General features: G+C 58.7%; 21 protein-coding genes. 11 read left to right on the forward strand and 10 right to left on the reverse strand.

From position 1 onward, the window contains the following. Nucleotides 1–56: 56 nt before the first annotated feature. A complete protein-coding gene (locus tag OTG14_RS05945) occupies nucleotides 57–968 on the forward strand; it encodes a LysR family transcriptional regulator (RefSeq protein WP_267214720.1) in 912 nt (303 codons plus the stop codon). A 355-nt stretch (nucleotides 969–1,323) separates the two neighbouring features. Next, nucleotides 1,324–1,887, forward strand: coding sequence for a DNA endonuclease SmrA (gene smrA / locus OTG14_RS05950; protein WP_048991196.1), 564 nt, complete (start codon nucleotides 1,324–1,326; stop codon nucleotides 1,885–1,887). Between the two features lie 27 nt (nucleotides 1,888–1,914). Here smrA and tcp read toward each other — a convergent pair whose 3' ends face one another. Beyond that, on the reverse strand, nucleotides 1,915–3,576 hold the full coding sequence (gene tcp, locus OTG14_RS05955; protein WP_090417214.1) for a methyl-accepting chemotaxis citrate transducer: 1,662 nt from the start codon (nucleotides 3,574–3,576) through the stop codon (nucleotides 1,915–1,917). Between the two features lie 144 nt (nucleotides 3,577–3,720). On the opposite strand from tcp, the gene OTG14_RS05960 reads away from it, so the two are divergent. The 3 genes from OTG14_RS05960 (at nucleotide 3,721) to umuC (ending at nucleotide 6,427) form a co-directional block, all read left to right on the forward strand. Then, the gene (locus OTG14_RS05960) at nucleotides 3,721–4,587 is read left to right on the forward strand and encodes an aldo/keto reductase family oxidoreductase (RefSeq protein ID WP_048991192.1); all 867 of its coding nucleotides are present in this window, start codon (nucleotides 3,721–3,723) and stop codon (nucleotides 4,585–4,587) included. A gap of 159 nt (nucleotides 4,588–4,746) precedes the next feature. Then, nucleotides 4,747–5,181 (forward strand): translesion error-prone DNA polymerase V autoproteolytic subunit, encoded by a 435-nt coding sequence (gene umuD, locus OTG14_RS05965; RefSeq protein ID WP_024909162.1) that lies wholly within the window; start codon nucleotides 4,747–4,749, stop codon nucleotides 5,179–5,181. Continuing rightward, entirely contained in the window at nucleotides 5,165–6,427 is a 1,263-nt protein-coding gene (gene umuC, locus OTG14_RS05970) for a translesion error-prone DNA polymerase V subunit UmuC (RefSeq protein ID WP_048991191.1), read from the forward strand. Before umuD ends, umuC begins: the two co-directional genes overlap by 17 nt. Nucleotides 6,428–6,439: 12 nt before the next feature. On the opposite strand, the gene OTG14_RS05975 is transcribed toward umuC, so the two are convergent. Further along, nucleotides 6,440–6,709, reverse strand: a complete 270-nt coding sequence (locus OTG14_RS05975; protein ID WP_032651072.1) for a hypothetical protein — start codon at nucleotides 6,707–6,709, stop codon at nucleotides 6,440–6,442. An 82-nt stretch (nucleotides 6,710–6,791) separates the two neighbouring features. Further along, nucleotides 6,792–7,679, reverse strand: coding sequence for a LysR family transcriptional regulator (locus tag OTG14_RS05980; protein ID WP_048991190.1), 888 nt, complete (start codon nucleotides 7,677–7,679; stop codon nucleotides 6,792–6,794). 97 nt (nucleotides 7,680–7,776) lie between these two features. Here OTG14_RS05980 and OTG14_RS05985 point away from each other — a divergent pair, with 97 nt between their 5' ends. Then, nucleotides 7,777–8,832 (forward strand): SDR family oxidoreductase, encoded by a 1,056-nt coding sequence (locus tag OTG14_RS05985; protein WP_090417213.1) that lies wholly within the window; start codon nucleotides 7,777–7,779, stop codon nucleotides 8,830–8,832. A gap of 40 nt (nucleotides 8,833–8,872) precedes the next feature. On the opposite strand, the gene OTG14_RS05990 is transcribed toward OTG14_RS05985, so the two are convergent. Next, nucleotides 8,873–9,853 carry an NAD(P)H-dependent flavin oxidoreductase gene (locus OTG14_RS05990; RefSeq protein WP_048991186.1) on the reverse strand — a complete coding sequence of 327 codons (981 nt, stop codon included), beginning with the start codon at nucleotides 9,851–9,853 and terminating at the stop codon, nucleotides 8,873–8,875. Between the two features lie 128 nt (nucleotides 9,854–9,981). Here OTG14_RS05990 and OTG14_RS05995 point away from each other — a divergent pair, with 128 nt between their 5' ends. After that, nucleotides 9,982–10,866, forward strand: coding sequence for a LysR family transcriptional regulator (locus OTG14_RS05995; protein ID WP_048991185.1), 885 nt, complete (start codon nucleotides 9,982–9,984; stop codon nucleotides 10,864–10,866). Here the strand turns inward: OTG14_RS05995 and OTG14_RS06000 are convergent. Next, the gene (locus tag OTG14_RS06000) at nucleotides 10,838–12,292 is read right to left on the reverse strand and encodes an aminotransferase-like domain-containing protein (protein ID WP_267214721.1); all 1,455 of its coding nucleotides are present in this window, start codon (nucleotides 12,290–12,292) and stop codon (nucleotides 10,838–10,840) included. The genes OTG14_RS05995 and OTG14_RS06000 overlap by 29 nt on opposite strands. 96 nt (nucleotides 12,293–12,388) lie before the next feature. On the opposite strand from OTG14_RS06000, the gene OTG14_RS06005 reads away from it, so the two are divergent. After that, complete coding sequence (locus OTG14_RS06005; protein WP_248272148.1) at nucleotides 12,389–13,156, forward strand: arylamine N-acetyltransferase family protein; 768 nt, start codon at nucleotides 12,389–12,391, stop codon at nucleotides 13,154–13,156. Nucleotides 13,157–13,178: 22 nt separating this feature from the next. Here OTG14_RS06005 and OTG14_RS06010 read toward each other — a convergent pair whose 3' ends face one another. The 4 genes from OTG14_RS06010 to OTG14_RS06025 form a co-directional block, all read right to left on the reverse strand. Further along, on the reverse strand, nucleotides 13,179–16,256 hold the full coding sequence (locus tag OTG14_RS06010; RefSeq protein WP_267214722.1) for an efflux RND transporter permease subunit: 3,078 nt from the start codon (nucleotides 16,254–16,256) through the stop codon (nucleotides 13,179–13,181). Continuing rightward, on the reverse strand, nucleotides 16,253–17,401 hold the full coding sequence (locus OTG14_RS06015) for an efflux RND transporter periplasmic adaptor subunit (RefSeq protein ID WP_267214723.1): 1,149 nt from the start codon (nucleotides 17,399–17,401) through the stop codon (nucleotides 16,253–16,255). The genes OTG14_RS06010 and OTG14_RS06015 overlap by 4 nt, the downstream gene beginning before the upstream one ends. A 78-nt stretch (nucleotides 17,402–17,479) precedes the next feature. Then, on the reverse strand, nucleotides 17,480–18,676 hold the full coding sequence (locus OTG14_RS06020; RefSeq protein WP_196346220.1) for a sensor histidine kinase: 1,197 nt from the start codon (nucleotides 18,674–18,676) through the stop codon (nucleotides 17,480–17,482). Next, nucleotides 18,673–19,368, reverse strand: coding sequence for a response regulator (locus OTG14_RS06025; protein ID WP_048991176.1), 696 nt, complete (start codon nucleotides 19,366–19,368; stop codon nucleotides 18,673–18,675). The genes OTG14_RS06020 and OTG14_RS06025 overlap by 4 nt, the downstream gene beginning before the upstream one ends. Nucleotides 19,369–19,492: 124 nt before the next feature. On the opposite strand from OTG14_RS06025, the gene OTG14_RS06030 reads away from it, so the two are divergent. Next, nucleotides 19,493–20,278 (forward strand): MipA/OmpV family protein, encoded by a 786-nt coding sequence (locus OTG14_RS06030; protein ID WP_061715379.1) that lies wholly within the window; start codon nucleotides 19,493–19,495, stop codon nucleotides 20,276–20,278. Nucleotides 20,279–20,313: 35 nt separating this feature from the next. Here OTG14_RS06030 and yajD read toward each other — a convergent pair whose 3' ends face one another. Further along, a complete protein-coding gene (yajD, locus tag OTG14_RS06035) occupies nucleotides 20,314–20,661 on the reverse strand; it encodes an HNH nuclease YajD (RefSeq protein ID WP_003857471.1) in 348 nt (115 codons plus the stop codon). Nucleotides 20,662–20,839: 178 nt separating this feature from the next. On the opposite strand from yajD, the gene OTG14_RS06040 reads away from it, so the two are divergent. Then, nucleotides 20,840–21,865, forward strand: a complete 1,026-nt coding sequence (locus OTG14_RS06040; protein WP_157189044.1) for an LLM class flavin-dependent oxidoreductase — start codon at nucleotides 20,840–20,842, stop codon at nucleotides 21,863–21,865. 25 nt (nucleotides 21,866–21,890) lie between these two features. After that, nucleotides 21,891–22,838, forward strand: a complete 948-nt coding sequence (locus OTG14_RS06045) for a zinc-dependent alcohol dehydrogenase family protein (protein WP_267214724.1) — start codon at nucleotides 21,891–21,893, stop codon at nucleotides 22,836–22,838. Nucleotide 22,839: the final 1 nt, after the last annotated feature.

Raw genomic sequence — 22,839 nt, forward strand, 5'->3', positions numbered from 1 at the left:
CATTAAAGTAGATGACAGTTTCTTTACTCTGATAAACAACGGTTATCGGTCGGGCTATGACATTCCAGATTAAATTTCATCAAATCCGGGCGTTTGTTGAAGTCGCGCGTCAGGGCAGCATTCGCGGTGCCAGCAGAACGCTGAATCTTTCCCAGCCGGCGCTGACCAAATCCATCAAAGAGCTGGAGGAGGGCATGGCGGCGCAGCTTTTCGTGCGCAGGAGTAAGGGCGTCGCGTTGACCGAATGCGGTGAGGGTTTTTACCAGCGCGCCAGGTTGATCCTGGAAGAGCTGCGCGCGGCGCAGGATGACATTCGTCAGCGGCAGGGGGAGCTGGCCGGGCAGATCAACATCGGGATGGGGGCCAGCGTTTCACGCAGCCTGATGCCCGCCGTCATTACCCGCTTTCACGCGCAGCATCCGCAGGTCAAGGTGCGGATTATGGAAGGGCAGCTGGTATCGATGATCAATGAATTACGCCAGGGCGAACTGGATTTCACCATCAATACCTATTATCAGGGGCCTTACGACCAGGAATTTACGTTTGAAAAACTCTTCGAAAAACCGTTTGCGGTATTTTGTCGGGAAGGGCATCCGGCGACGGGAGCAACGTCGATTAATGAACTTCTGCATTATAACTGGACAATGCCGACGCCGCGGGGAAGCTATTACAAGCAATTAGAAGAGGTATTTAGCGATCGCTCGCAAATACCGCGAATTGGTGTGGTCTGTGAAACCTTTTCCTCCTGTATTAGCCTGGTTGCGCAAAGTGATTTTCTAAGCATATTGCCGCAGGAGCTAGGGTGTGACCCGCTGCTGGCGCACCGCCTGGTCATGCTGCCGGTTGTCGAGTCGCTTCCAAAAGCAGCATATTATTTAATTCAGCGCCGTGATTCACGTCAGACGCCCCTTGCCGAATCATTAATTACACAGTTCAGAAGGGAAGCGAGGAAAATAGCCGTGGCGTGAAAAGCCGACCATAAAAAACAGGGTCTGTCCGACATCTGACAGACCCTCCAGTACACACAGCAGTGCGTCCTTTCGCCAATCCTGAGTATTATATCCATGAAGCAGGTATATTTAGGTATAACACCTTTCCCGCAAAATGAAAGGATATTGAGTGTTTGATTTTACGAAAATTTAACACAAATCACTTATTTCATCTTTGCTGAAATTTTAGTTAAGTCATATTTAAGTTTATTTTATAAATACTATATATATTCATCAGGTTAATATTTGTTGCGCACGACGGCCTGTAACGGTGATTGAGGCCTGTCTCGGGCGCAGGTATAGTACCGTCCTCAGCTGTAGCCGGAGGATATCCATGAACCCTGACGACAAATCCTTTTTTCTTGACGCCATGGAAGATGTCCAGCCGCTGAAGCGTGGCCCGGATATTCACTGGCAGCCCAGCCGCAATACCCGGGTGCGCGAGGAGGTGGATAATGAACAGCTGGATAACTTCCTGACGCTCGATTTTCTTGACCTTCTTCCCCTGGAAGAACCGCTGGCGTTCCAGCGCGAAGGGGTGCAGCAGGGCGTTATCGATAAGCTGCGCTCGGGTAAATATGCCCGCCAGGCCAGCTTAAACCTCCTGCGTCAGCCTGCCGAACGCTGCCGTCAGATGCTGTTTTCTTTTATCTGCCAGGCCAGACGTGACGGGTTACGTAACCTGATTATTATTCACGGGAAAGGGCGGGAGCAGAACTCGCATCCGAATGTGGTGCGCAGCTACCTGGCGCGCTGGTTGACCGAGTTCGAGGAAGTGCAGGCCTTCTGCGTGGCGCTGCCGCATCACGGCGGCAGCGGGGCATGCTATGTCTCGCTGCGAAAATCCGATGAAGCAAAACAGGAAAACTGGGAGCGGCACGCCAAGCGCAGCCGCTAGCGGGCGATATTCTCGCCCGCCTGAGACTCAGAACGTTTCCCAGTTGCTGTCGGTGGAGGGGGTTGTCGTTGCCGGGCGCAGCAGCTGTGGCGTTTTCAGATTGGCCGGGCGTGGAGCGACCGCTTTTTCTTTGCCGTTCAGACGAAACGCCGCTACCGCCTGGCGCAGCTGCTCGGACTGATCTTCCAGTGCCGCAGCCGCCGTGGCGGACTCCTGCACCAGCGCGGCGTTTTGCTGCGTCACGCTGTCCATCTGCGAAACGGCCAGGCTCACCTGCTCAATACCGCGGCTCTGCTCGTCAGAGGCAGAGGAAATCTCGCCCATGATATCGGTCACGCGGGTGACGGCAGCGACAATTTCCTTCATGGTGGTGCCGGCCTCGCTCACCTGCTCAGAACCGGTATTCACCCGGCTGACGGAGTTCTCGATAAGCCCTTTGATCTCTTTCGCCGCCTGCGCGCTGCGGCTCGCCAGCGTACGGACCTCGCCCGCGACAACCGCAAAGCCACGCCCCTGTTCCCCGGCGCGTGCGGCTTCCACCGCGGCGTTAAGCGCCAGAATGTTCGTCTGGAACGCGATGCTGTCGATCACGCTGGTAATATGCGCAATTTGCTGCGAACTGTCGGCGATTTCGTTCATGGTGCGAACCACGTTATCCACGACGTGACCGCCGCGCGCGGCCGTTTCAGAGGCGTTTTTCGCCAGCAGCGTGGCCTGACGGGCGTTATCGGAGTTCTGTTTAACCGTCGCGGTCAGCTCTTCCATGCTGGCGGCAGTCTCTTCCAGCGAGGCGGCCTGCTGCTCGGTGCGGGCGGACAGATCGTTGCTTCCTGCGGCAATTTCGCCTGCGCCGGTGTAGATGGAATCGGTGCTTCCGCGCACGGCGCTGACGGTGGTCACCAGCGACTGCTGCATCTCATGCAGGCCAGCGGCCAACTGACCCATCTCGTTGCGGCCAGATATTGCGATATCCTGCGTCAGGTCGCCCCCTGCAATGGCGCGAATATGGTTCATAATGGAGTGGAGTGGTTTTAAAAGCAGGTGCTGTAAACCCTGCCAGATGACCACCAGAACCGCGATAACTGCCAGCAGAATTGCCGCCAGGGTCCACTGCATCTGCGTGAAGCTGCTCTGGTTCTCTTCGGTTGCGGCCTTCAGCAGGGTGTTGTTTTCGGCGCGCCAGCGGTTATAGACCGCTTCCATGTCGTCCTGCGCCTGCTGCGCGTCCAGATCCCCATAGGCCTGATAGTTGTCGGCACGCAGATACTCAATCGATAAGCGCATCACTTCGTGCATCTGGTTCCAGGATTTCTGCATCTCGTCGGTCAATGCCGCCTCCTGGCCCTTAACCTGCGGCAGTTTCTGCCACTCTTTGTTATAGGCTTCGGCTTTTGCCAGCGAGTCGCCTGCGGTGCCAAGCAGCTTATTGATCGCCGCCAGGGAAGCCGGGTCACGCTGGTTTTTCAGATAGCGGATCGCCACGCGGGTGACGGTGACGCGCGTTTTCACCAGCGTGTTCACGCTGTCGCTCAGGCTTTCCTGCTGGGCATTGAGCACGCCGGAATTCTGGAAGTTATGGCGATCGTTACTGACGGCAGAGTAGAACAACCCTCCCGTGACAACTTGCAGCAGACAGAATATGGTGAGGGCAAAGATAATACCGGTAATCACGTGCAGATTTTTCAGCATAGCGGTCGTCCGTTAGAAAGGATGCAGAGGTACACCAATACTATCGTCGTATAGAATTTAAACTTTAATTTAACTCGCGCTTAACTAAGGGCTCCCTGAGGGAACCTGTTGTAAATCCGGATCATTTTTATGAGGAAGGTCAACATGAGCAGCATTGATAAAAGCGGGACGTACGCGCTCGGGACGCGGACGGTGAAACGGCTGGGCTACGGTGCGATGCAGCTGGCCGGGCCTGGCGTCTTTGGGCCGCCGAAGGATAAGCAGGCCGCGCTGGACGTGCTGCGCGAAGCGGTGGCGGCGGGGGTGAACCACATTGATACCAGTGATTTTTACGGCCCTCATGTCACTAACCAGCTGATCCGCGAGGCGCTTCACCCGTACCGGGACGATCTGACGCTTGTCACCAAGATCGGCGCCCGTCGCGATGACAAAGGCGCCTGGCTGCCGGCCTTTTCCGCGCAGGAACTGACGCAGGCGGTGCATGACAACCTGCGTAATCTGCAGCTGGACGTGCTGGACGTGGTGAATCTGCGGATCATGTTTAGCGCACACGGGCCGGCGGAAGGATCGATTGCTGAACCGCTTTCCACCCTGGCCGAATTACAGCAGCAGGGGCTGGTGCGTCATATTGGCCTGAGCAACGTCACGGCCACCCAGGTCGCGGAAGCCCGGAAGCTGGTGCCGGTGGTGTGCGTGCAGAACATGTACAACATTGTGAACCGGGGTGACGACGCGCTGGTGGATCTGCTGGCGCAGCAGGGGATTGCGTATGTACCGTTCTTCCCGCTGGGCGGCTTTACGCCACTGCAATCTTCCGGGCTGCAGGCTGTCGCCGACTCGCTGGGCGCAACGCCAATGCAGGTTGCGCTGGCATGGCTGCTGCAGCGTTCCCCAAATATCCTGCTGATCCCGGGCACCTCTTCCGTGGCGCATCTGCGGCAAAACCTCGCGGCGGGGGAACTGCAGCTGCCGCCTGACGCACTGGAAACATTGAATACGCTGATGGACTGATCGTCACAGGCGCAAAGCCGGAAGGGCGCTTCCGGGCTTTGCGCGTTTTAAATCTTCTGACACTTCAACGCGTTTGGGTTCGCCTCCGGAAATGACCTTGATCCCTGGCCATAATCCGTAATACTGTATTTATATACAGTACCTGGCGAGAAAGGCATTATGGACACTCTCTTTTCTTATCATCCAAACCAATCTATTGAATTACCGTTGTTTGCAGAGCGTGTAGCCTGTGGCTTCCCCAGTCCGGCGCAGGACTATGTGGAAGATCGTCTCGATCTTAACCGGCTGGCAGTGAGACACCCCAGTGCGACCTATTTTATCAAGGTGAGTGGAGACTCCATGATTGGCGCGGGGATCGGTGACGGCGATCTGCTGGTGGTCGATCGTTCGTTAAATGCCGAACATGGGGACATCGTCGTGGCGTCGGTCGCCGGTGAGTTTACGGTGAAAGAGCTACAGACCCGCCCGGTTCTGAGACTTCTGCCGCATAATGCCCGCTATCAGCCGATTACCTTTCAGTCCGAAGAGGAGCTGCAGATCTTCGGCGTCGTCACCCACACGCTTAAAACGCATAAACATGTTCGCGCTGGTTGATGTGAATAGCTTCTATGCCTCCTGCGAGAAGGTATTTCGCCCCGATCTGCAGGGGAAGCCCATCGTGGTGGTGTCCAATAACGACGGCTGCATTATTTCACTGTCGCCGGAGGCAAAGCAGTTCGGCATAAAAATGGGGGAGCCCTATTTTAAATTCAAAGAGAAGGGCTATCCGTCGCGGGTTTACGTCTTTAGTTCGAACTATGCGTTGTATGCCGATCTCAGCAGTCGGGTGATGCAGACGCTGACGGATCTCGCTCCGGCCATAGAAATTTACTCGATCGACGAGGCGTTCGTGAACGTTTCAGGGATCGGTAACTGCCTTGCACTGGAAGCGTTCGGACACCAGATGCGCACGCAGGTCTATAAAAATACGGGCTTAACCGTTGGCGTCGGTATTGCCCCGACAAAAACGCTGGCGAAGCTGGCCAACTATGCGGCGAAGCGATGGGCTGGCACCGGCGGCGTGGTCGATCTCTCAGGCCGGGAGCGGCAGCGTAAACTGCTGGCAAAGGTGCCGGTAGAGGAGGTGTGGGGGGTAGGGCGGCGCATCACGAAAAAACTGAACGCAATGGGGATTACCACGGCGCTGGAGCTGGCGGAGGCCTCCTCGTGGGTCATTCGCAAACATTTCAACGTGGTACTGGAACGCACTGCGCGCGAGCTTCGCGGCGAGCCCTGCCTTGACCTGGAAGAGTACACCCCCACGAAGCAGCAAATCATCTGTAGCCGTTCGTTTGGACACCGCATTACCCAATACGAAGAGATGCATCAGGCGATTTGCGCCTACGCGGAGCGCGCCGCAGAGAAACTGCGCGGCGAGCATCAATACTGTCGTTTTATCAGCGTGTTTGTGCGCACCAGCCCGCACGCTGACAACGAAATTTATTACGGCAATCAGGCTTCTGTCACCCTGATGACGCCCACCAATGACTCGCGCGATATCATCCGCGCCGCCACGGAGGGGCTGGGGCGGATATGGCTCGACGGGTATCGCTATATGAAGGCCGGGGTCATGCTGGCGGACTTTTTCAGCAGCGGCGTCGCCCAGCTTAATTTGTTTGACGATAATCGTCTGCGCGCCAACAGCGCGGCGCTGATGGAGATGATCGACAGCGTAAATCACTCCGGCAAAGGGAAGATATGGTTCGCCGGGCAGGGGATTGAGAAACCGTGGGCGATGAAGCGTGAGATGTTGTCACCGGCCTATACGACGCGGTACGCCGATTTGCCGGTGGCGAGGTAGAGGATGGTTGCGTTATTTCTTTTGCATCAACCAGGTTGCCGCAGCCGCCAGCACGCCGATCAGCGGCATTTCGCCCGCTCCGGACAGGAAGTTATGGCGATCGATCTCATTATTTTTACGGATATCCGCAAGGCGGGTAAGTGCCTCTTTTTCATCCGCAGCGCCGATCTCCTCAAACTGTTTTTCAAACCCCTGAGCGATGAGCTGAGCGGCCGCATCGGTGTTTGCGCTCTCAATCGCAATGAGGTTCGGGCCTTTTTGGAAAAAACGGTAATCCGGCATACGTGCTCCAGAAAGAGGGAATACGGTAAAAACACTCTATTCTTTGCGATTAAAAAATGCACGTCATTTACGGCGGAAACAATCAGTTTTTCTTTATTATTTCAGGCAGTAAATGCTCAATCACGCTGACGACCTTTCTGACGCGCTGCGGAATAAAGCGGGCGTCAGGATAGACGGCATAGAGGAAGCGATCGGGTAACCGCCAGTCGGGCAGCACCGGTACCAGCGTGCCGGTTTGCAGCGCGCGTGTCACGAGCGGCTGCTGCATGCCGCCGATACCAATGCCGGACTCAAGCGCCTGCAGCAGCGCGTCGCTGGTGTTGGCACGGAAAACAGTATTCACGTTGACCTCGACCGTCTCCTCGTCAGACATCAGGCGCAGGGGAGCACCCAGCGGAATGCCGCTGAACCGCACGTGTGGCAGCGTCGCCAGCTCGCTGACGGCGCGTACCGCCTGAAAGCCGGGGGCGGCAAACAGCCTGGTTTCAATACGCCCCAGCACGCGCGCCGCATGCGCCTGCGGGGGCTCACTGCTCAGCCGTATCGCGACATCCACGCCCTCCGTCACCAGATCGGCAAGGCGGTCATCCAGGGAAAGCATCAGCTGCAGCTCGGGATGCAGACGCTGCAGCGCCAGCAGATGCGGCAAAAAAATCTGCCCCAGGCCGCTCGGTAACTGGACATGGACGCGCCCCTGAACGCTATGATCGACAGGATGTAAACGCCTCTCCGCTTCCCCCATGGCGTCCAGCACAAGCTGCATATCACGCCGGTAACGTTCACCCTGTTCGGTCAGCTTCATCTTACGCGTCGTACGGTGCAGCAGTACCACACCCAGTGATTCCTCAAGCGCCGCGATCTGTTGACTGACGGCGGACTGCTTAATACCGGTCTGACGGGCGGCCGCTGAAAACGAGCCCGCTTCAGCGACGCGCAGAAAGGTAGAAATGGCATTGAGCTTGTTATTCATTTAATGATTCTGCTTATAAGTGCCATCAGTTTCATGGGATATCTCCAGAAAAAATAATATATCACACTGCGTCTGTCACCCTTTCCGGAGAAACATCATGAATAAGATGCAGCAACACAACGTCGCCCTGGTCGCGGGCGCCAGCGGCATTGTCGGCAGACAGCTGGTCAATACGCTCCTGCACCATCAGTGGGAGGTGATCGGCCTTAGCCGCCATGCCGCGTCTCATCCTGACGGCATCCCCGTGGTGAACGTCGATTTACTGGATGCGCAGGACACTGCACGGGCGCTGCACGCCCTGAACGGAGTCACCCACATCTTTTACAGCGCCTGGGCGAACGCGGCGAACTGGGCAGACATGGTTGAGCCGAACGTCACCATGCTGCGTAACCTGGTCAGCACCCTCGAAACAGCGGCACCGCTGCAGACGGTAAGCCTGATGCAGGGCTACAAAGTCTACGGTGCGCATCTGGGGCCGTTTAAAACCCCGGCGCGGGAAAGCGATCCCGGCGTAGCGGGTGCCGAATTTAACGCCGCGCAGCTCACGTGGCTCAGCCAGTTTCAGCGGGGGAAAGGCTGGCACTGGAATGCCATCAGGCCGGGCGTGGTGGGGAGTGCGGTGCCGGGCAATGCCATGAACCTTGCGCTGAGCATCGCTCTGTACGCCTCCCTGTGTAAGGCGCTGGGTTTACCGCTGCGTTTTCCCGGTTCAGAACAGACCTGGCACAGCATTGTTGACCATACCGACGCCGGGCTGCTGGCCGAGACAACGCTGTGGGCCGCCACGTCACCTGCGGCACAGAATCAGGCCTTCAACGTAAACAATGGCGATATCTGGCGCTGGAGCGAGCTGTGGCCGCGCATCGTACGCTGGTTTGAACTGGACTCTGCGCCGCCGGTGAGGTTGTCATTTCATCAGCTGTTTAACGACTATCGCGGCGTATGGCGCGAGCTTGCCGAAGAGCGGCTGGTGGAAGCGGATATTTTGCAGCTAAGCGACGGGCGGTTTGCCGATTTTGTCTTTAGCTGGGATTACGACATGTTCGGTGACGGGAGCAAGCTGCGCAGGGCGGGCTTTACGCAAATGCAGGCGACCGATGAGATGTTTTTCCGCCTGTTTGCGCAGCTGAGAGCCGCGCGGATTATTCCCTGAGAACAGATGGCGTCCTGATAACCGTCAGGACGCCGAGGGCTTACTCAACCGCTAACAGATTGACGATCTCGGCCACGCTTTTCACGCTGCGGATGTTCCCAATCCCCGTGCCGAGCGCGATATAGCCTTCATCGGTGTTATTTTCCAGCATGCCCAGACGCAGGCCCCGTAATCCTCCCATCGCCTTGCCCAGCGCGTCGTTGCTTGCGCCTGCTTTATCCATCGATGCCAGTTTTTCCGCCAGCTTGCCGGGAAGCGCGCGGTAGTAATGGGGCACGGTGCGAAAAAGGAGTAAGTCCAGGCCGTTGGCGGCAACAATTTTCTCTTTGACCCCCTGCGGCACGCGGCTTTCTTCGGTACTGATAAAGACCGATCCGGCAAACACGCCTTCCGCACCTAACGCATGCGCCGCTCTGGCGGTGCGATTATCGGTAATACCGCCCGCGGCCATCACCGGGATGTGCTTCACGGCATCGGCAATCAGCGGCACGATGGAAAAGGTGCCAAGCGCCGTTGCGGGTAACGTTCCGCCTTCATCAAAACCGGTGGCGACGATAATGTCTGCCCCCAGATCTTCTGCGAGACGGGTGTTTTCCGGCGTGGGATTGATGTCGCGGTAGATAATAGCGATCCCTGCCTCTTTTAACTCACTGAACAGCGAGGGAATAATGCTGCCTTCCCCATAGCCTGTATATACCACGGCCCTGACGCCTTCCTCTTTTACCACCTTAAGAATTGGTCCAGTCCAGACGTCATTAACGGCGGTGGGGATCAGGTTCACGCCAAACGGTTTTTCGGTCAGCCGTTTGGTTTTACGAATTTCTTCGCGCATTTTTTCGGCTGTCGCTTCCGGCGTGGAGACCGCGGTGTCGGCGGTTAAGCCTGCATTGGGTCCCAGCACGCCGAGCCCGCCGGCATTGCTGACCGCGGCAACTAAACGGGCATCGGTAAGCCAGGATAACGGCCCCTGAATAACAGGCTTTTCGATACCCAGGATCTGACAGATACGGTTATTTTTCATAGCAGACTCTCCCTTACGTTTGAATGGAGGAGAGTGTAGGGTGCAATATTGTTAGGAAAAATAGCCCAAAAGATTCATCACTGTTATAAAATCAATAACAATATCCCGTTCGCGGTTTGAAATCCTTTATGCAAATAAATCTCTTTGAATCTATTCGAATTTTTATTGAAATTGTCGAGTCAGGTAGTCTTACCCAGGCGGCGGAGAATCTGCAGGTCCATCGCCCTGCAGTCACCAAAGCGTTACAGCTTCTGGAGCAACACAGCGGCACGCGGCTCCTGCAGCGCACAACGCGTCGGATTAGCCTGACGCCGGATGGGGAGGCGTTCTATCGCCAGAGTAAACCCCTGCTGGCGCAGGCGGACGAATTACTGGAGTCGTTTGGTACGGACCGGGCAATACACGGTCAGCTGCGTGTGGATATGCCGGTCTCTTTTGCCACGCTGCGGGTGATACCCAATCTGCCTGATTTTTATCGTCAGCATCCTGAGATCGACATCATTCTGAGCAGCTCTGACCGCCGTCGGGATATGCTGCGGGATGGTCTGGACTGCGTGCTGCGGGTGGGAGAGCTGGACGACGGCGATTATATCGCGCGTAAAATCGGGAACATCAAAATCACGACCTGCGCCAGCCCGGCCTGGCTGGCAAAACACGGTACGCCAGAAACGCCGGATGATTTACGCAAACATCAGGCCATCAACTGGATTAATACCAGCAGCAGACATATTCATCCGTGGACGTTTACCACGCCAGAAGGCGTCGCGGAGATGACTTTACCCGGTAAGCTTGTGGTGGATAACTCCGAGGCCTACATCGCGGCAGGCCTGGCCGGGCTGGGGTTAATGCAGGGGATGAATCTCTTTCTCCAGCCTTACATTGACCGCGGCCTGCTGGTTGAGGTCCTGCCAGCCTATCGCTCGCCGGACCGCAAGCTGTCACTGCTCTACCCACACCGTCACCTCTCCCGCAAAGTGCGGGTATTTACCGAGTGGCTGGAGAGTCTGGTGTGAAAACGGCCAGTTCATGGCATAGGGCCCCAATCTGCCCTACGGCATTGAGCAGGCGGGGCGTCGGTTCGTTTGCGCAGTTTAGCCGCAGAAAGTGCGTGAGTTCTGCGCCAGGAGAAAACAGGGGGCCGGGGCTGACGCCAATACCCAGCGCCAGCGCGCGACGATGCACCTCCAGGGCGTTGATCTGCTGAGGCAGTTCTACCCACAACAAAAAGCCGGCTGCGGGTACGTTTACGCGGGTTCCGGGGGGAAAACTGGCCTCGACCCGCGCCACGACGGCGGCTAATCCCACCGCGATCCGCCGCTTGAGCCGCCGCAGGTGACGGTCGTAGTCGCCGCTTGCCAGCATCTCGCTCGTCGCGGCTTCCAGCAGCGGTGCACCAGCCCAGTCTCCGGCCATGCGGGCCTGCAAGACCTGCGTGTGGTAGCGTCCGGCGGCAATCCAGCCGATTCGCCACCCCGGCGCAAGCGTTTTAGACAGGGAGCTGCAGTAAATCACATTCCCGCTCTGGTCGAACGCCTTGCAGGCCGGAGGGCGTTGCCCCTCACCGACCAGATCTCCGTAAACATCGTCCTCAATCAACGGAATTTCTGCCTCTTCAAGCAGGGCAACCAGTTCCTGCTTGCGTGCGACGGGCATGCTGGCACCCAACGGGTTTTGCACGGTGGGTGAGGCCAGGACGGCAGCGGGGCGATGGCAGCGAATGGCGTCAGCCAGCGGCTCCAGCAGCAGGCCTTCCACAGGGTCGGTGGGGATCGCTAAGGCCTTCAGGCCTAAATCCTCCAGCAGCAGGAGCGTGCCAAAGTAGGCGGGCTGCTCAATTGCCACCACATCACCTGGCTGACACACGGCCCGAAGTGCCAGGCGCAGCGCCTGCGTCGCGCCCGAGGTGATAATGAGATCGTCCGCGCTGAACCGGGCTCCCCATTGCGCAGAGCGCGCGGCAATCTTACTTCGTAGGTCTGCTCTTCCCGGGGGCAGGCTGTAGCTCTGTCCATGCGCTTCCAGACGACGGCCCGCGGAGTGCAACGCCCGCTGCAGCGCGTCTCCTGGCAGCCACGCGGGATCGGGCAGGGCGGCGCCCAGCGGGATCAGCCGGGCTTCTGCACTGCTGAACAGCGACCGGGCCACGGCGGATAGGGTGACGGGGACCGGACCGGGTGAGGAGCGCGCGGGCTCCACGCGCGGTGACAGGCTGGTCTGGCGGATGTAGTAACCTGAACGCGGGCGCGCAACGATCAGCCCTTCAGCCTCGAGGCAGCGAAGGGCCTCCAGCGCCGTCGGAAGGCTAACGTGCTCGCGCTCGGCCAGTTTACGCGCGGAGATCATCCTGTCACCGGCGCGCAGCGCGCCAGACGTCAGCGTGAGGCGCAGCATCTCGGCAATTCGGCGATAGTGTGGGGACGACTGGGACGGGGCAGACATGGGTATCTGTTCAGGCTAATTTTCGATAAAACTGACTATACAGCCAATGATGCGCGCCATCTATAGTGTCCGGCATGTTCAGGACAAGGAGGCATTATGCATAGCGATAATTTTAACATTTCCACCTATTTCAAACGCATAAACTACACCGGACCAGTGGCTGCCGATACGGCCACCCTGCATGCGCTGATGCGTCATCAGCTCTTTTCCGTTCCCTTTGAAAATCTGGACGTGCAGGCGGGTAAAATTGTCTCGCTGGCGCCAGACGACATTGCTGATAAGGTGTTAACGCAGGGGCGCGGCGGCTACTGCTATGAGGTAAACGGGCTTTTTGCCATGGCGCTGGCGGCGTTAGGGATACCTTACCGTTTCGTGGCGGCGCGCCCGATGTTCTACCCCGCGCGGCGGCCGAAAACCCATATGGCGTTGATTGCCGAGGTGGAGAGCCGACAGTGGCTTTGCGACCTCGGGTTCGGCAGCTACGGCATTCGTGCGCCGATGGCGCTGGACACGCTTGATGTGGATATCACGCAGGATTTCGACACGTTTCGGCTAAGCCGCAGTGCGGAGGGCGAATATCTGCTTGAGGCGAAGGTGGAGGGGGAGTGGGCCCGGCAATACGGCTTTGATCTCACGCCTCAGGAATGGATTGATTTCGTCCCGGCCAACTACCTTAACTCCACGCACCCGGATGCGATCTTTGTGCAGAAGCGGGTGGTGGTACAGCACAGCCCGGAAGGACGTCAGATTTTACTGGGCGATATGCTGAAAACCATCACCGCGAACGGCACTGAAGCGCGGCAGCTGGCGGAGGATGAAATCCGCCATGTCCTGAAAGACCGTTTTGCGTTGACCGCCGCGTAATCAGCCGGGAAACGGTGGAGCCTCAGCGCAGTTCATCTTCTGTGGCTTTGCGCTGAGCGCCCCACTGTAACAGCAGGCTAAACGACGCGGGTAACACGGTCAGCGTCACCAGCGTCGCAACCAGCAGCCCGCCGATGATGGCATAGGCCATTGGACCCCAGAAGACCTGGTGAGAAATGGGGATCATGCCCAGAATGGCGGCACAGGCGGTCAGACAGATGGGTCTGGCCCGGTGTTCCGCAGCCGCCATAATCGCGGCATCGTTTGTCATCCCCTGAGCAAGATTGCTGTCAACCTCGCTAATCAATATCACCGCGTTCCGCACGATCATCCCCGCCAGGGCGATAACGCCCAGCAGCGCGACAAACCCCATCGGCGTTCCGCCGGGCAGCATAGCCAGCACGATCCCCGGTAAACCAAACGGGGCCATCAGGAGGGCCAGCAGCATCCGGGAATATTGCCGCAGCTGAAGCATCAGCAGCAACAGCATGATGACCAGCGTTACCGGAAGAACGGTAAAGACGGAGCTGTTCCCCTTATCCGATTCGGCAACCGCGCCGCCTTCTTCAATGCTGTAACCTGCCGGCAGATTCGCGCGCAGTTTATCCACCGCCGGACGCAGCGCCGCGGATACCGCTTCAGCCTTCAGCCCCGGGGCAAGATCCGTTTGCACCGTGATAAAGGGCACGCGCTGGCGACGCCAGATGACCGGATCGTCCACGCCCCAGACCGGCGTCGCGACGGCGCTGAGCGGAATTTTTTTACCGTCGTTCCCCTGAATCGTGAGTGAGGAGAGGGTGGCGGTGCTGTGGCGCGCATTGTCTGTGGCCCGGAGCACCACGTCGACAAGGCGGTCGTTATCTCTTATGGACGTGACAACGCTGCCGGACCAGACGGTGTTCAGCGTGCGGGCGAGGCTTTCTGACGATATTCCCGCCGCCCTGGCCGCCGTCTGATTCACCTCAAGGGTGATGACCCTCTCCGGCTCTCCGGCCGTCTGGTTAACGTCGCGTGAGTACGGGGACTGCCCAATCGCGTCCGTGAGACGGTTCGCAAACGCCCGGACCTGCAGATAATCGGGCCCGCTCACCCGGTATTTGATTGGCCAGCCGACGGGCGGCCCCAGCTCAAGGGGCGACACCCGCGTGATGATGTCGCTAAACTGCGTCGCCAGGATCCTGTTGAGCTGCGCATGCAGACGATCCCGCGCCTCAAGGTCTTTAGCCACCACAACCATCTGGGCGATATTTTCATTTTCCAGCAGCACGTCCATCGGCAGGTAAAAACGGATGGCCCCTGAGCCAACGTACGTCGAAAAGCGATCGATATTGCCGTTGTCGGCCAGCGCTTTTTCCAGCTTTTCCACCTCTCTTAACGTTTCCGCCTGCGACGCGTTGGCCGGAAGCGTCAGGCTGACCAGCAGCTCAGGCCGGTCCGAGGCGGGGAAAAACTCGCCCTGCATAAACGTCGTGCCGTACGCTGACAACCCCAGCGCGGCAAGCGCAATCAGCACGGTGGAGAGCCGGTGGCGGAGCGCCAGGCGTAAAAGCCGTCCGTACCCGCGCGCGATCCTTCCCGGTCCCGCCGCGTGATGTCTGACTTTTTCCGGCAGCAGCCACGTACCCGTCAACGGCGAAAACAGGATCGCGACAGCCCAGGAACAGAGCAGGGCGATGAGCACCACCGCAAACAGGGAAAAGCAGTATTCACCGGCGCTGGAGGCCGCAAAACCAACGGGAATAAAGCCAGCAATCATCACCAGGGTACCGGTGAGCATCGGGAAGGCCGTCGTTTTGAATGCATGGGTGGCCGCATGCCGACGGGAATCCCCGGCTTCCAGCCGGGAGACCATCGTTTCGACGGCGATCATGGCGTCATCCACCAGCAGGCCCAGGGCAATGATCAGCGCCCCGAGCGAGATACGCTGAAGGCCGATGCCTGCGAGCATCATGCCGGCAAACGTCATGGCGAGCACCAGCGGGATGGCCGTCGCCACCACCAGTCCGGCCCGTAAACCCAGCGAGACAAATGAGACCGCCAGCACGATAACAACGGCTTCGATAAGCACCCGGATAAACCCGCTTACCGCATCACTCACCACCGCTGACTGATCGGCGACTTTCACCATCTCGATACCGTGCGGCAGCCCGGCGCTGAGGGTCGCCATTTTTGCATTCAGCGCAGCACCGAAACGCAGCATGTTGCCTGTCGGCGCCATCGAGACCGCCAGCCCGATAGCCGGTTTGCCGTTCACCCGGTAGGCCGGGGCCGGTGGCTCGGCGTTTTCCCGGGTGACGGTGGCAATGTCGGTCAGCGGAATATAGCGATTGTTAACGTGCAGCGTGACGGCGCGTAAACTCTCTTCGGTCGTGAGCGCCCCGCTGACCTTTATCGCCATGTTCTCCTGCCCGGTACGCATCGTTCCTGCCGGGACAACGGCGTTTTGCGCCCGGAGGGCGTCGGCGACCGCCTGAATATCCAGCCCCATACCGGCCAGGCGCGCCGGAGAAAAGGCGAGAACCCACTGCTCCTGCTGTTCGCCCAGCAGGGTGGTTTTACCCATATCCGGCAGAGACATGAGCTCGCGCCGTATTGTCTCTGCGCGATCCCGCACCTCCCGCAACGTGAAGCCTTCGGGAATAAAGGCGTAAATTGTGCCGAACGTGTCGTCAAACTCGTCGTCCACGGCAGGACCCTGCACCCCTTCGGGCAGGGACGGCGCGATGTCCTGCATTTTTTTGCGAACCTGATACCAGATATCGGGCACGCTTTGCGGGGGCGTATCGTCACGGAGGTTGACGTGGATAACGGTGCGTCCGGCACGGGTTTCACTTTCGAGATAGTCCAGCCAGGGCGTTTCCTGCAGCTTTTTTTCAAGCGTATCGGTCAGCAGGCGGGTGGTATCCGTCACGGAGGCTCCCGGCCACTGTGCGGAGACGACGGCCGTTTTAATGGTGAATGCCGGATCTTCGTTACGCGGCAGCTTCTCATAGCAGAACACGCCCATCGCAATCACCAGCAGCATGAAAAAGCTGACCATCTGCTGGTTCTTCAGCGCCCAGGCAGAGAGGTTAAATTTGGTTTCCGATCCTGTGTTCATGGCTGAACCTCTCCGGCCATCACCGGCTCGCCGGATCGTAATGTGCTCACGCCCGCCGTAATCACCCGATCGCCGGACTCAAGGCCGGAGGCAATCATGACGGAGGAGGCCGTATAGCCGACGGGCACCACCACGCGCAGTTGCGTCCGCGACTGCGGGGTAATGACGAAAACGGCCGGTTTGTCGCCGACGCGGGTCAGCGCCGACGCGGGAAGCGCGTACCCATGCGGGGCGGCGGAGGGCAACGTCACGGTGACGCTGGCGCCCAGCGCCATGGCCGCCGGCGGGTTTTGCAGGGTGGCTCTGACGCGCCAGGTACGGGTCTGAGGATCGGCCTGCGGGGTGATATCCCGCAGTAGGGCAGACGCCTGTACCGACGGGGCGCTGAGGAGGGAAACCTGCAAAACCGCTTTATCCAGAGACGGGATCGCATCGGGCGCGGCAATGTCAAACGCCACGTCGCGGACTTCCCCGGTCGCCAGCGTCAGCACGGACTGGCCGTCGCTGACAACCTGTCCCGCAGAGGCGCTCACGGCCGTGATGACGCCCGCTTGCGGCGCGATCAGGCGCGTCCAGCCGAGACTTTCGCGGGCATTTCGCCATGCGGCCTCGCTGCTTTTTAAGCGCGCCCGGGCGACAAGCCAGTCCGCACGGGCGCTGTCGAACTGCGTGCGGGCTATCGCGCCTGTTGGCATAAGCTTTTGCATGCGACTGACGTTAAGCGCGGCGACCTGGGCTGAGGCTTTGGCGCCTTCATAGTCGGCCGCGGCGCTGTCGAGCTGGTTTTGCCCGGTCGTATTATCAAGCGTGGCCAGCAACTGTCCGGCAGTGACCCGGTCGCCAATATCAACGCTACGCGTCAGTATCCGGCCTCCGGTGCGAAAGCTCAGGGTCGTTTCATCGTGGGCATGGATCTCACCGGTTCTTTCCAGCGCGGGAAGGGAGTGGGCGGTGCCAACGACGACGTAGCGTACCTTACGCACTGGGTCAGGTTTGTTTTCGTGTTTATCACCGCAGCCGGTCAGCGGAAAAATCGCCAGCGCAAGCAGGGCCAGGGGAAGAAAATGCAGCCAGGAAAGGGTGCGCGCCACGCCGTACAAATGATGCAGGCAGTGGCGGAGGGAGAGAAAAAATTCGTCTGACATAACGCCGCTCCATAAAGGGAATGGCGTTATTAAATGCGCGCTACGTCGAGAAAGATTCGATGTTCTGTCAAGGCTTTATCAAGAGGGGAGATTTTCATTATCGGACGGATGCCAGGGCAACAAAATGCACACCGCAAGGCCGCCGGTTTCCGGTAATGACGCGCTAATCTCACCCCCATGCGCCTGGCAAATCGCCCGGGCGATGGACAAACCAAGGCCGCTGCCGCCGGAATGCCGCGCGCGGGACTGCTCCTCGCGGCTAAAGCGTTTAAACATTTCCGGTAAGAACTGGGGCGACACGCCCGGCCCGTCATCGGTGAATTCGAGGATGTAATGCCCGCTGGCGTAATGTAGTGCCACCTCAAGGTGGCCGCCTTCGCGTCCGTAACGTAGCGCATTTTCCATGAGGATGGTAACGACCTGCCCCATACGGAACGCATCGCCCCGGAAGGGGCTGGTGTGCGGGTTACGTAGCGTTATCCTGAAATGATGCGCATCCGCCTGGGGCATGATCCAGGCAGCCCGCTCCTGAATCAGCTCATCCAGACAGAACGGCTGGTCCTCCAGCACAAGGTTACCCGCGTCTGCCAAAGAGAGAAGGTGGAGTTCATCGGTGAGGCGGTTGAGGTGCTGGAGCTGTTTCATCACCATGCCCAGCTGCGCCGGGCTGGCATCAAACACGCCGTCTAGCATGCCCTGCAGACGCCCGATGGCGGCCGTCAGGGGCGAGCGCAGCTCGTGCGCCATCGCGACGTGCGAGGCGCGGAGCTCTTTCTCATAGCGGGCAAGTTGTCCTGTCATAGAGTTAAAGTCGGTCGCAAAGCTGACCATTTCTGCCGGTGCATCTTTGATCAGCTCTGCCTGACGGCCAAACTGACCTTCGGCGACATCCTTGGCCGCATCGCGAAGTCGGCTGAACTGCAGTGCCAGCGGGCGGGCGTGTTTGAGCCCCATCACCACAATAAACGGGATCATCACCAGCACCAGCAGGGCCACCGTGACCCAGTCCGCTGAGGCGATGGACGGCGTGGAATAGCTCAGGCCCCACCAGGTGTCCACAATCGAGTGGAAGCGGGCCGGGTTGGCCTGCGGGTTCTGGCTGAGCGTAAGAAACTCCTGCCGGACCGCTGGCGGCATCCTGCCCATGATCCAGTAGTTCTGTACCGCATAGCGCAGCCACATGCAGGTGGCAATGACGATCACGCTGCCGATGGCCAGCGCTAAAATGCGTGCGCAAATCCAGCGCCACAGAGAGGCGTGTCGGTTTTTTATCATGGCTGTCTGAACCTGTAACCCACGCCGCGAACGTTGATCAGTACGCCGGAAATACCCGCCGCTTCAAGTTTTTTACGCAGGTTATAAATATGGGTGTCCACCACGCGCTCCAGCGCCTCGCTTTCCGGCAAGCAGTGTTCCAGTAAATACTGGCGGGAGAACGGGTGCGCAGGAGAACGCAGCAGCGTTGCCAGAAGCGAGAATTCCGTTGGCGTAAGATCGAGCATCACGGGGGCGTCGTCGCCGTTATCCACGCTCGCCACAATGGCGGCGACATCCACCTCCAGCGTTTGCCAGCGAAGGATCGCTTCGTCTGTCTCTTTTTTACTGCTGCGCCGCAGCACCGCCTGCACCCGCGCCACCACTTCGCCCGGATGATAAGGCTTCACAACGTAATCATCGGCACCGTAACGCAGGGCGCCAATGCGATCGGGAGTATCCCCCATGGCCGTAACCATAATCACCGGCACATCGCTTTTACGACGCAGGCCCGCCAGCACCTCGGTGCCGTTAAGCCCCGGCAGCATTACGTCCAGCAGAATGAGGTCGGGCTTCCACCGCTGCGCCATATCCAGGCCGGAAAGACCGTCCCCGGTAATGGTCACGTCGTAATTTTCACGCCGTAAATAGGCTTCGAGCACGCCAGCCGCATCGGCGTCATCTTCAATAATCAGCACTCTTCTGGACAACATCCGTTCACCTTGACCATTTCTTAACACTATCCCGACGATTCATTGATTCAGCCAAATCATACTGCGCCAACATTGTGTGGTCGCCCCTGAATCAGGAGACGCCAGCGTCTGTATGGAGAGCAGTATGATAGCGATAAAAAAAGTCCTGTATATGTCCGTCCCGCTTCTGATGGTCGTGACGTCTGGCGTGCAGGCGGATGATGGCACCGCGTCCGATTCCTTAACCGTCGGGCTGGGAGGGCAGTATGCCCCGCGTTACTCAGGCTCAGACAAGCAGGTGTGGCAGGTGGTTCCGGTGCTGCAGGGTCGTAAAGGCGCTTTCTTTATTGATGCGCAAAAAGGGGTGGGATATGACCTGCAAAATGACAGCGGTTGGTATTTCGAACACACGCTGGGCTACGACTTTGGAAGGGCTGAGAAAAATTCTGGCTGGCGTGAGGGGGCAAACAATCTGAAAGGGATGGGGGACATTGATGCCACCCTGAATACCGGCCTTGCCGTAGGCTGGCAGACCGAGCCATGGCTGAGTATGGAAGGCAAAGCGACGCTGCCGTTAACGGACAGCCAGGGGGTAAGCTATCAGGCCTCCGTGACGCTAATCCCTTTACAAAATAACCAGGACACGGTCGCCTTGCAGTCTGCGGCCCTGTTTGGCGACAGCCGTTATCTGAATACGTGGTATGGGGTCAGCGAGCAGCAGAGTCGCCGCACTGGATATCGCCGCTATTCAGCGCCGGGTGGATTTTATGGCGTCGATACCAGCCTGACCTGGAGCCATCAGTTCGATGCTCACTGGGGGACGGTCCTGAGCGCGGACTATACCTGGCTTAGCGATCGTGCGAATAACAGCCCGATCGTGATGCGGCGCAACGAGGGGTCTGCAACCGCCGCTATCACCTGGACATTTTAAATTCGCAGAGCACGATGTGAGCGAGGGGAAGAGGATTACTTCTTCTTATCCATCATCGCCTTTAAATCGGCAAACGGGTTAAACGTGGCAACGCCCACGTCTTTTTGCGCGTCTTCCCCGGCGACCACGGTGGTGCCGTACTGATCCGCTTCGGTGTATTTCGAATGCTCGTGATCGTGGCAAAACAGGCACAACAGCTCCCAGTTGCTGCCATCTTCCGGGTTGTTGGTATGGTCGTGATCGATATGGTGAACCGTGAGTTCACGCAGATTGGAATAGACGAACTCGCGCGAGCAGCGTCCACACACCCATGGATAGATTTTTAATGCTTTTTCGCGATAGCCGCTTTCCAGCCGCGCGTAGTTTTTGGGGATCAAAGCCATTGCCGGTTTTACCTGCCATGAAAAAAGTGGGGGATATTATATCCCATTATGGCGCGTAATGACGCCCCGCTCAATTCTGTCAATTTATTTGAATCACTCCGTTAAATAAACGGCATTTATTCTCACCGGGTAATGCGTAAAGTGGACAGAACGCAACGCATTATCAGGACACATGGTTATGAAAAAGATCGGGTTTTTATCCTTTGGCCACTGGACGCCTTCACCGCAGTCCGGCACGCGCTCGGCGGCAGACACGCTGCTGCAGTCCATCGATTTAGCCGTGGCGGCTGAAGAGCTGGGGGCAGACGGCGCGTATTTCCGCGTGCACCACTTTGCCCGACAGCTTAGCTCGCCGTTCCCTCTGCTGGCCGCTATTGGCGCAAAAACGAAGACCATCGAAATCGGCACCGGCGTGATCGATATGCGCTATGAAAATCCGATGTACATGGCTGAAGATGCGGGCGCGGCGGACCTGATTTCCGGTGGTCGCCTGCAGTTGGGCATCAGCCGTGGCTCCCCGGAGCAGGTTATTGATGGCTGGCGTCATTTCGGCTATGTCCCGCAGGAAGGGGAAAACGAATCGGACATGGCGCGTCGTCATACCGAGGTGCTGCTTGAGGTGCTGCGTGGGGAAGGGTTTGCCAAACCGAACCCGCAGCCAATGTTCCCGAATCCGCCGGGGCTGCTGCGCCTGGAGCCGTATTCTGAAGGGCTGCGCGAGCGTATCTGGTGGGGCGCCGGTTCAAATGCGACGGCCGTATGGGCCGCAAAGCTGGGAATGAACCTGCAAAGCTCAACCCTGAAGGACGATGAAACCGGTGAGCCGTTCCATATTCAGCAGGCAAAACAGATCCGCGCGTACCGTCAGGCCTGGAAAGAGGCAGGGCATACGCGCGAGCCGCGGGTGTCGGTCAGCCGCAGTATTTTTGCGCTGATGGACGACCGCGACCGGATGTATTTCGGTGCCAGCCGCAACGACAGCGATAGCGTGGGTTATCTTGATGAGAAAACGCGCGCCATCTTCGGCCGCAGCTATGCCGCGGAGCCGGACAAGCTGGTTGAACAGCTGAAAAAGGACGAGGCGATTGCCGAGGCGGACACGCTTTTACTGACCGTACCGAACCAGTTGGGTGTGGATTATAATGCGCACGTGATTGAGTCTGTTCTCAAACATGTCGCACCGGCAATGGGCTGGCGCGAGTAGTTCCGCTAGCAGCCGTGAGATCGTAATGGAAAACCTGGCCCTCTGGTATCGCCATTTTGGCGAGCCAGAAACCGTTCTGCAACCTGAAACCGCGCCGCTGGGGGCGCTTGCGCCGGGTCATCTCCGCGTGCGAATGCTGTTTTCTCCGGTGAACGCGTCCGATCTCATTCCCATTACCGGCGCCTACCGTCACAGAACCTCTTTACCGGCGGTCGCGGGGTATGAAGGTGTCGGTATTGTCACCGGGGCGCCCGCCTCGTTTAAGCATCTGGTGGGGCAGCGCGTCCTGCCGCTGCGCGGTCAGGGCACCTGGCAGCGCTATGTGGATTGCCCGGCAGAGTATGCGATACCCGTTCCGGACGTTGTCGACTCGCACCTGGCCGCGCGGGCCTACATCAACCCGCTGGCGGCGCAGATGATGCTGACCCGCTACCCGCCTCGTGGAAAGCGGGTGCTGCTCACGGCTGCCGGGTCGGATTGCGCCATTCTGCTGGGGCAGTGGGCGCGTCAGGCGGGGGCGGAAGCGGTGTATGGCATTCACCGTTCTGCCGTGCATGCTGAACGGCTGGAGGCGATGGGGATCATTCCCGTCGCGCAGCATGACGCAAACAGAATCGGCACCGTCGCCGCCCGCAGCGATATCGTCTACGATGCCACCGGCGGGCCGCTTGCGGAAGCGATCCTCAGCGTGATGCCCGAGCAGGGCATGTTTGTTTGCTACGGCCTACTCTCCGGGCAAACCTTCAGACAGCAACGGCCCGTGCCGCGCGTGGCGTGGTTCCATATCCGAAACGGTCTGGACGCGCTCAGCGCTGAGGCGTGGCGCGCCGAGTTTGACCGCATCTGGCTTAATTTGCCCAACAGTGGGTACAGCGACGTCACGGTGTATCCACTGGCGGAATGGCAGAGAGCGATCGGTACGTATCGCGAAGGTGGAAGGACCCGCAAGCCCCTCCTGTCGATGGCGGACTGAC

The organism is Enterobacter pseudoroggenkampii (genome assembly GCF_026420145.1).
GTDB classification, from domain to species: domain Bacteria; phylum Pseudomonadota; class Gammaproteobacteria; order Enterobacterales; family Enterobacteriaceae; genus Enterobacter; species Enterobacter pseudoroggenkampii.

Coding starts and splice junctions, on each gene's coding strand:
- OTG14_RS05945 (WP_267214720.1), top strand. CDS start 57: ATGACATTCCAGATTAAATTTCATCAAATCCGGGCGTTTGTTGAAGTC.
- smrA (WP_048991196.1), top strand. CDS start 1,324: ATGAACCCTGACGACAAATCCTTTTTTCTTGACGCCATGGAAGATGTC.
- tcp (WP_090417214.1), bottom strand. CDS start 3,576: ATGCTGAAAAATCTGCACGTGATTACCGGTATTATCTTTGCCCTCACC.
- OTG14_RS05960 (WP_048991192.1), top strand. CDS start 3,721: ATGAGCAGCATTGATAAAAGCGGGACGTACGCGCTCGGGACGCGGACG.
- umuD (WP_024909162.1), top strand. CDS start 4,747: ATGGACACTCTCTTTTCTTATCATCCAAACCAATCTATTGAATTACCG.
- umuC (WP_048991191.1), top strand. CDS start 5,165: ATGTTCGCGCTGGTTGATGTGAATAGCTTCTATGCCTCCTGCGAGAAG.
- OTG14_RS05975 (WP_032651072.1), bottom strand. CDS start 6,709: ATGCCGGATTACCGTTTTTTCCAAAAAGGCCCGAACCTCATTGCGATT.
- OTG14_RS05980 (WP_048991190.1), bottom strand. CDS start 7,679: ATGAATAACAAGCTCAATGCCATTTCTACCTTTCTGCGCGTCGCTGAA.
- OTG14_RS05985 (WP_090417213.1), top strand. CDS start 7,777: ATGAATAAGATGCAGCAACACAACGTCGCCCTGGTCGCGGGCGCCAGC.
- OTG14_RS05990 (WP_048991186.1), bottom strand. CDS start 9,853: ATGAAAAATAACCGTATCTGTCAGATCCTGGGTATCGAAAAGCCTGTT.
- OTG14_RS05995 (WP_048991185.1), top strand. CDS start 9,982: ATGCAAATAAATCTCTTTGAATCTATTCGAATTTTTATTGAAATTGTC.
- OTG14_RS06000 (WP_267214721.1), bottom strand. CDS start 12,292: ATGTCTGCCCCGTCCCAGTCGTCCCCACACTATCGCCGAATTGCCGAG.
- OTG14_RS06005 (WP_248272148.1), top strand. CDS start 12,389: ATGCATAGCGATAATTTTAACATTTCCACCTATTTCAAACGCATAAAC.
- OTG14_RS06010 (WP_267214722.1), bottom strand. CDS start 16,256: ATGAACACAGGATCGGAAACCAAATTTAACCTCTCTGCCTGGGCGCTG.
- OTG14_RS06015 (WP_267214723.1), bottom strand. CDS start 17,401: ATGTCAGACGAATTTTTTCTCTCCCTCCGCCACTGCCTGCATCATTTG.
- OTG14_RS06020 (WP_196346220.1), bottom strand. CDS start 18,676: ATGATAAAAAACCGACACGCCTCTCTGTGGCGCTGGATTTGCGCACGC.
- OTG14_RS06025 (WP_048991176.1), bottom strand. CDS start 19,368: ATGTTGTCCAGAAGAGTGCTGATTATTGAAGATGACGCCGATGCGGCT.
- OTG14_RS06030 (WP_061715379.1), top strand. CDS start 19,493: ATGATAGCGATAAAAAAAGTCCTGTATATGTCCGTCCCGCTTCTGATG.
- yajD (WP_003857471.1), bottom strand. CDS start 20,661: ATGGCTTTGATCCCCAAAAACTACGCGCGGCTGGAAAGCGGCTATCGC.
- OTG14_RS06040 (WP_157189044.1), top strand. CDS start 20,840: ATGAAAAAGATCGGGTTTTTATCCTTTGGCCACTGGACGCCTTCACCG.
- OTG14_RS06045 (WP_267214724.1), top strand. CDS start 21,891: ATGGAAAACCTGGCCCTCTGGTATCGCCATTTTGGCGAGCCAGAAACC.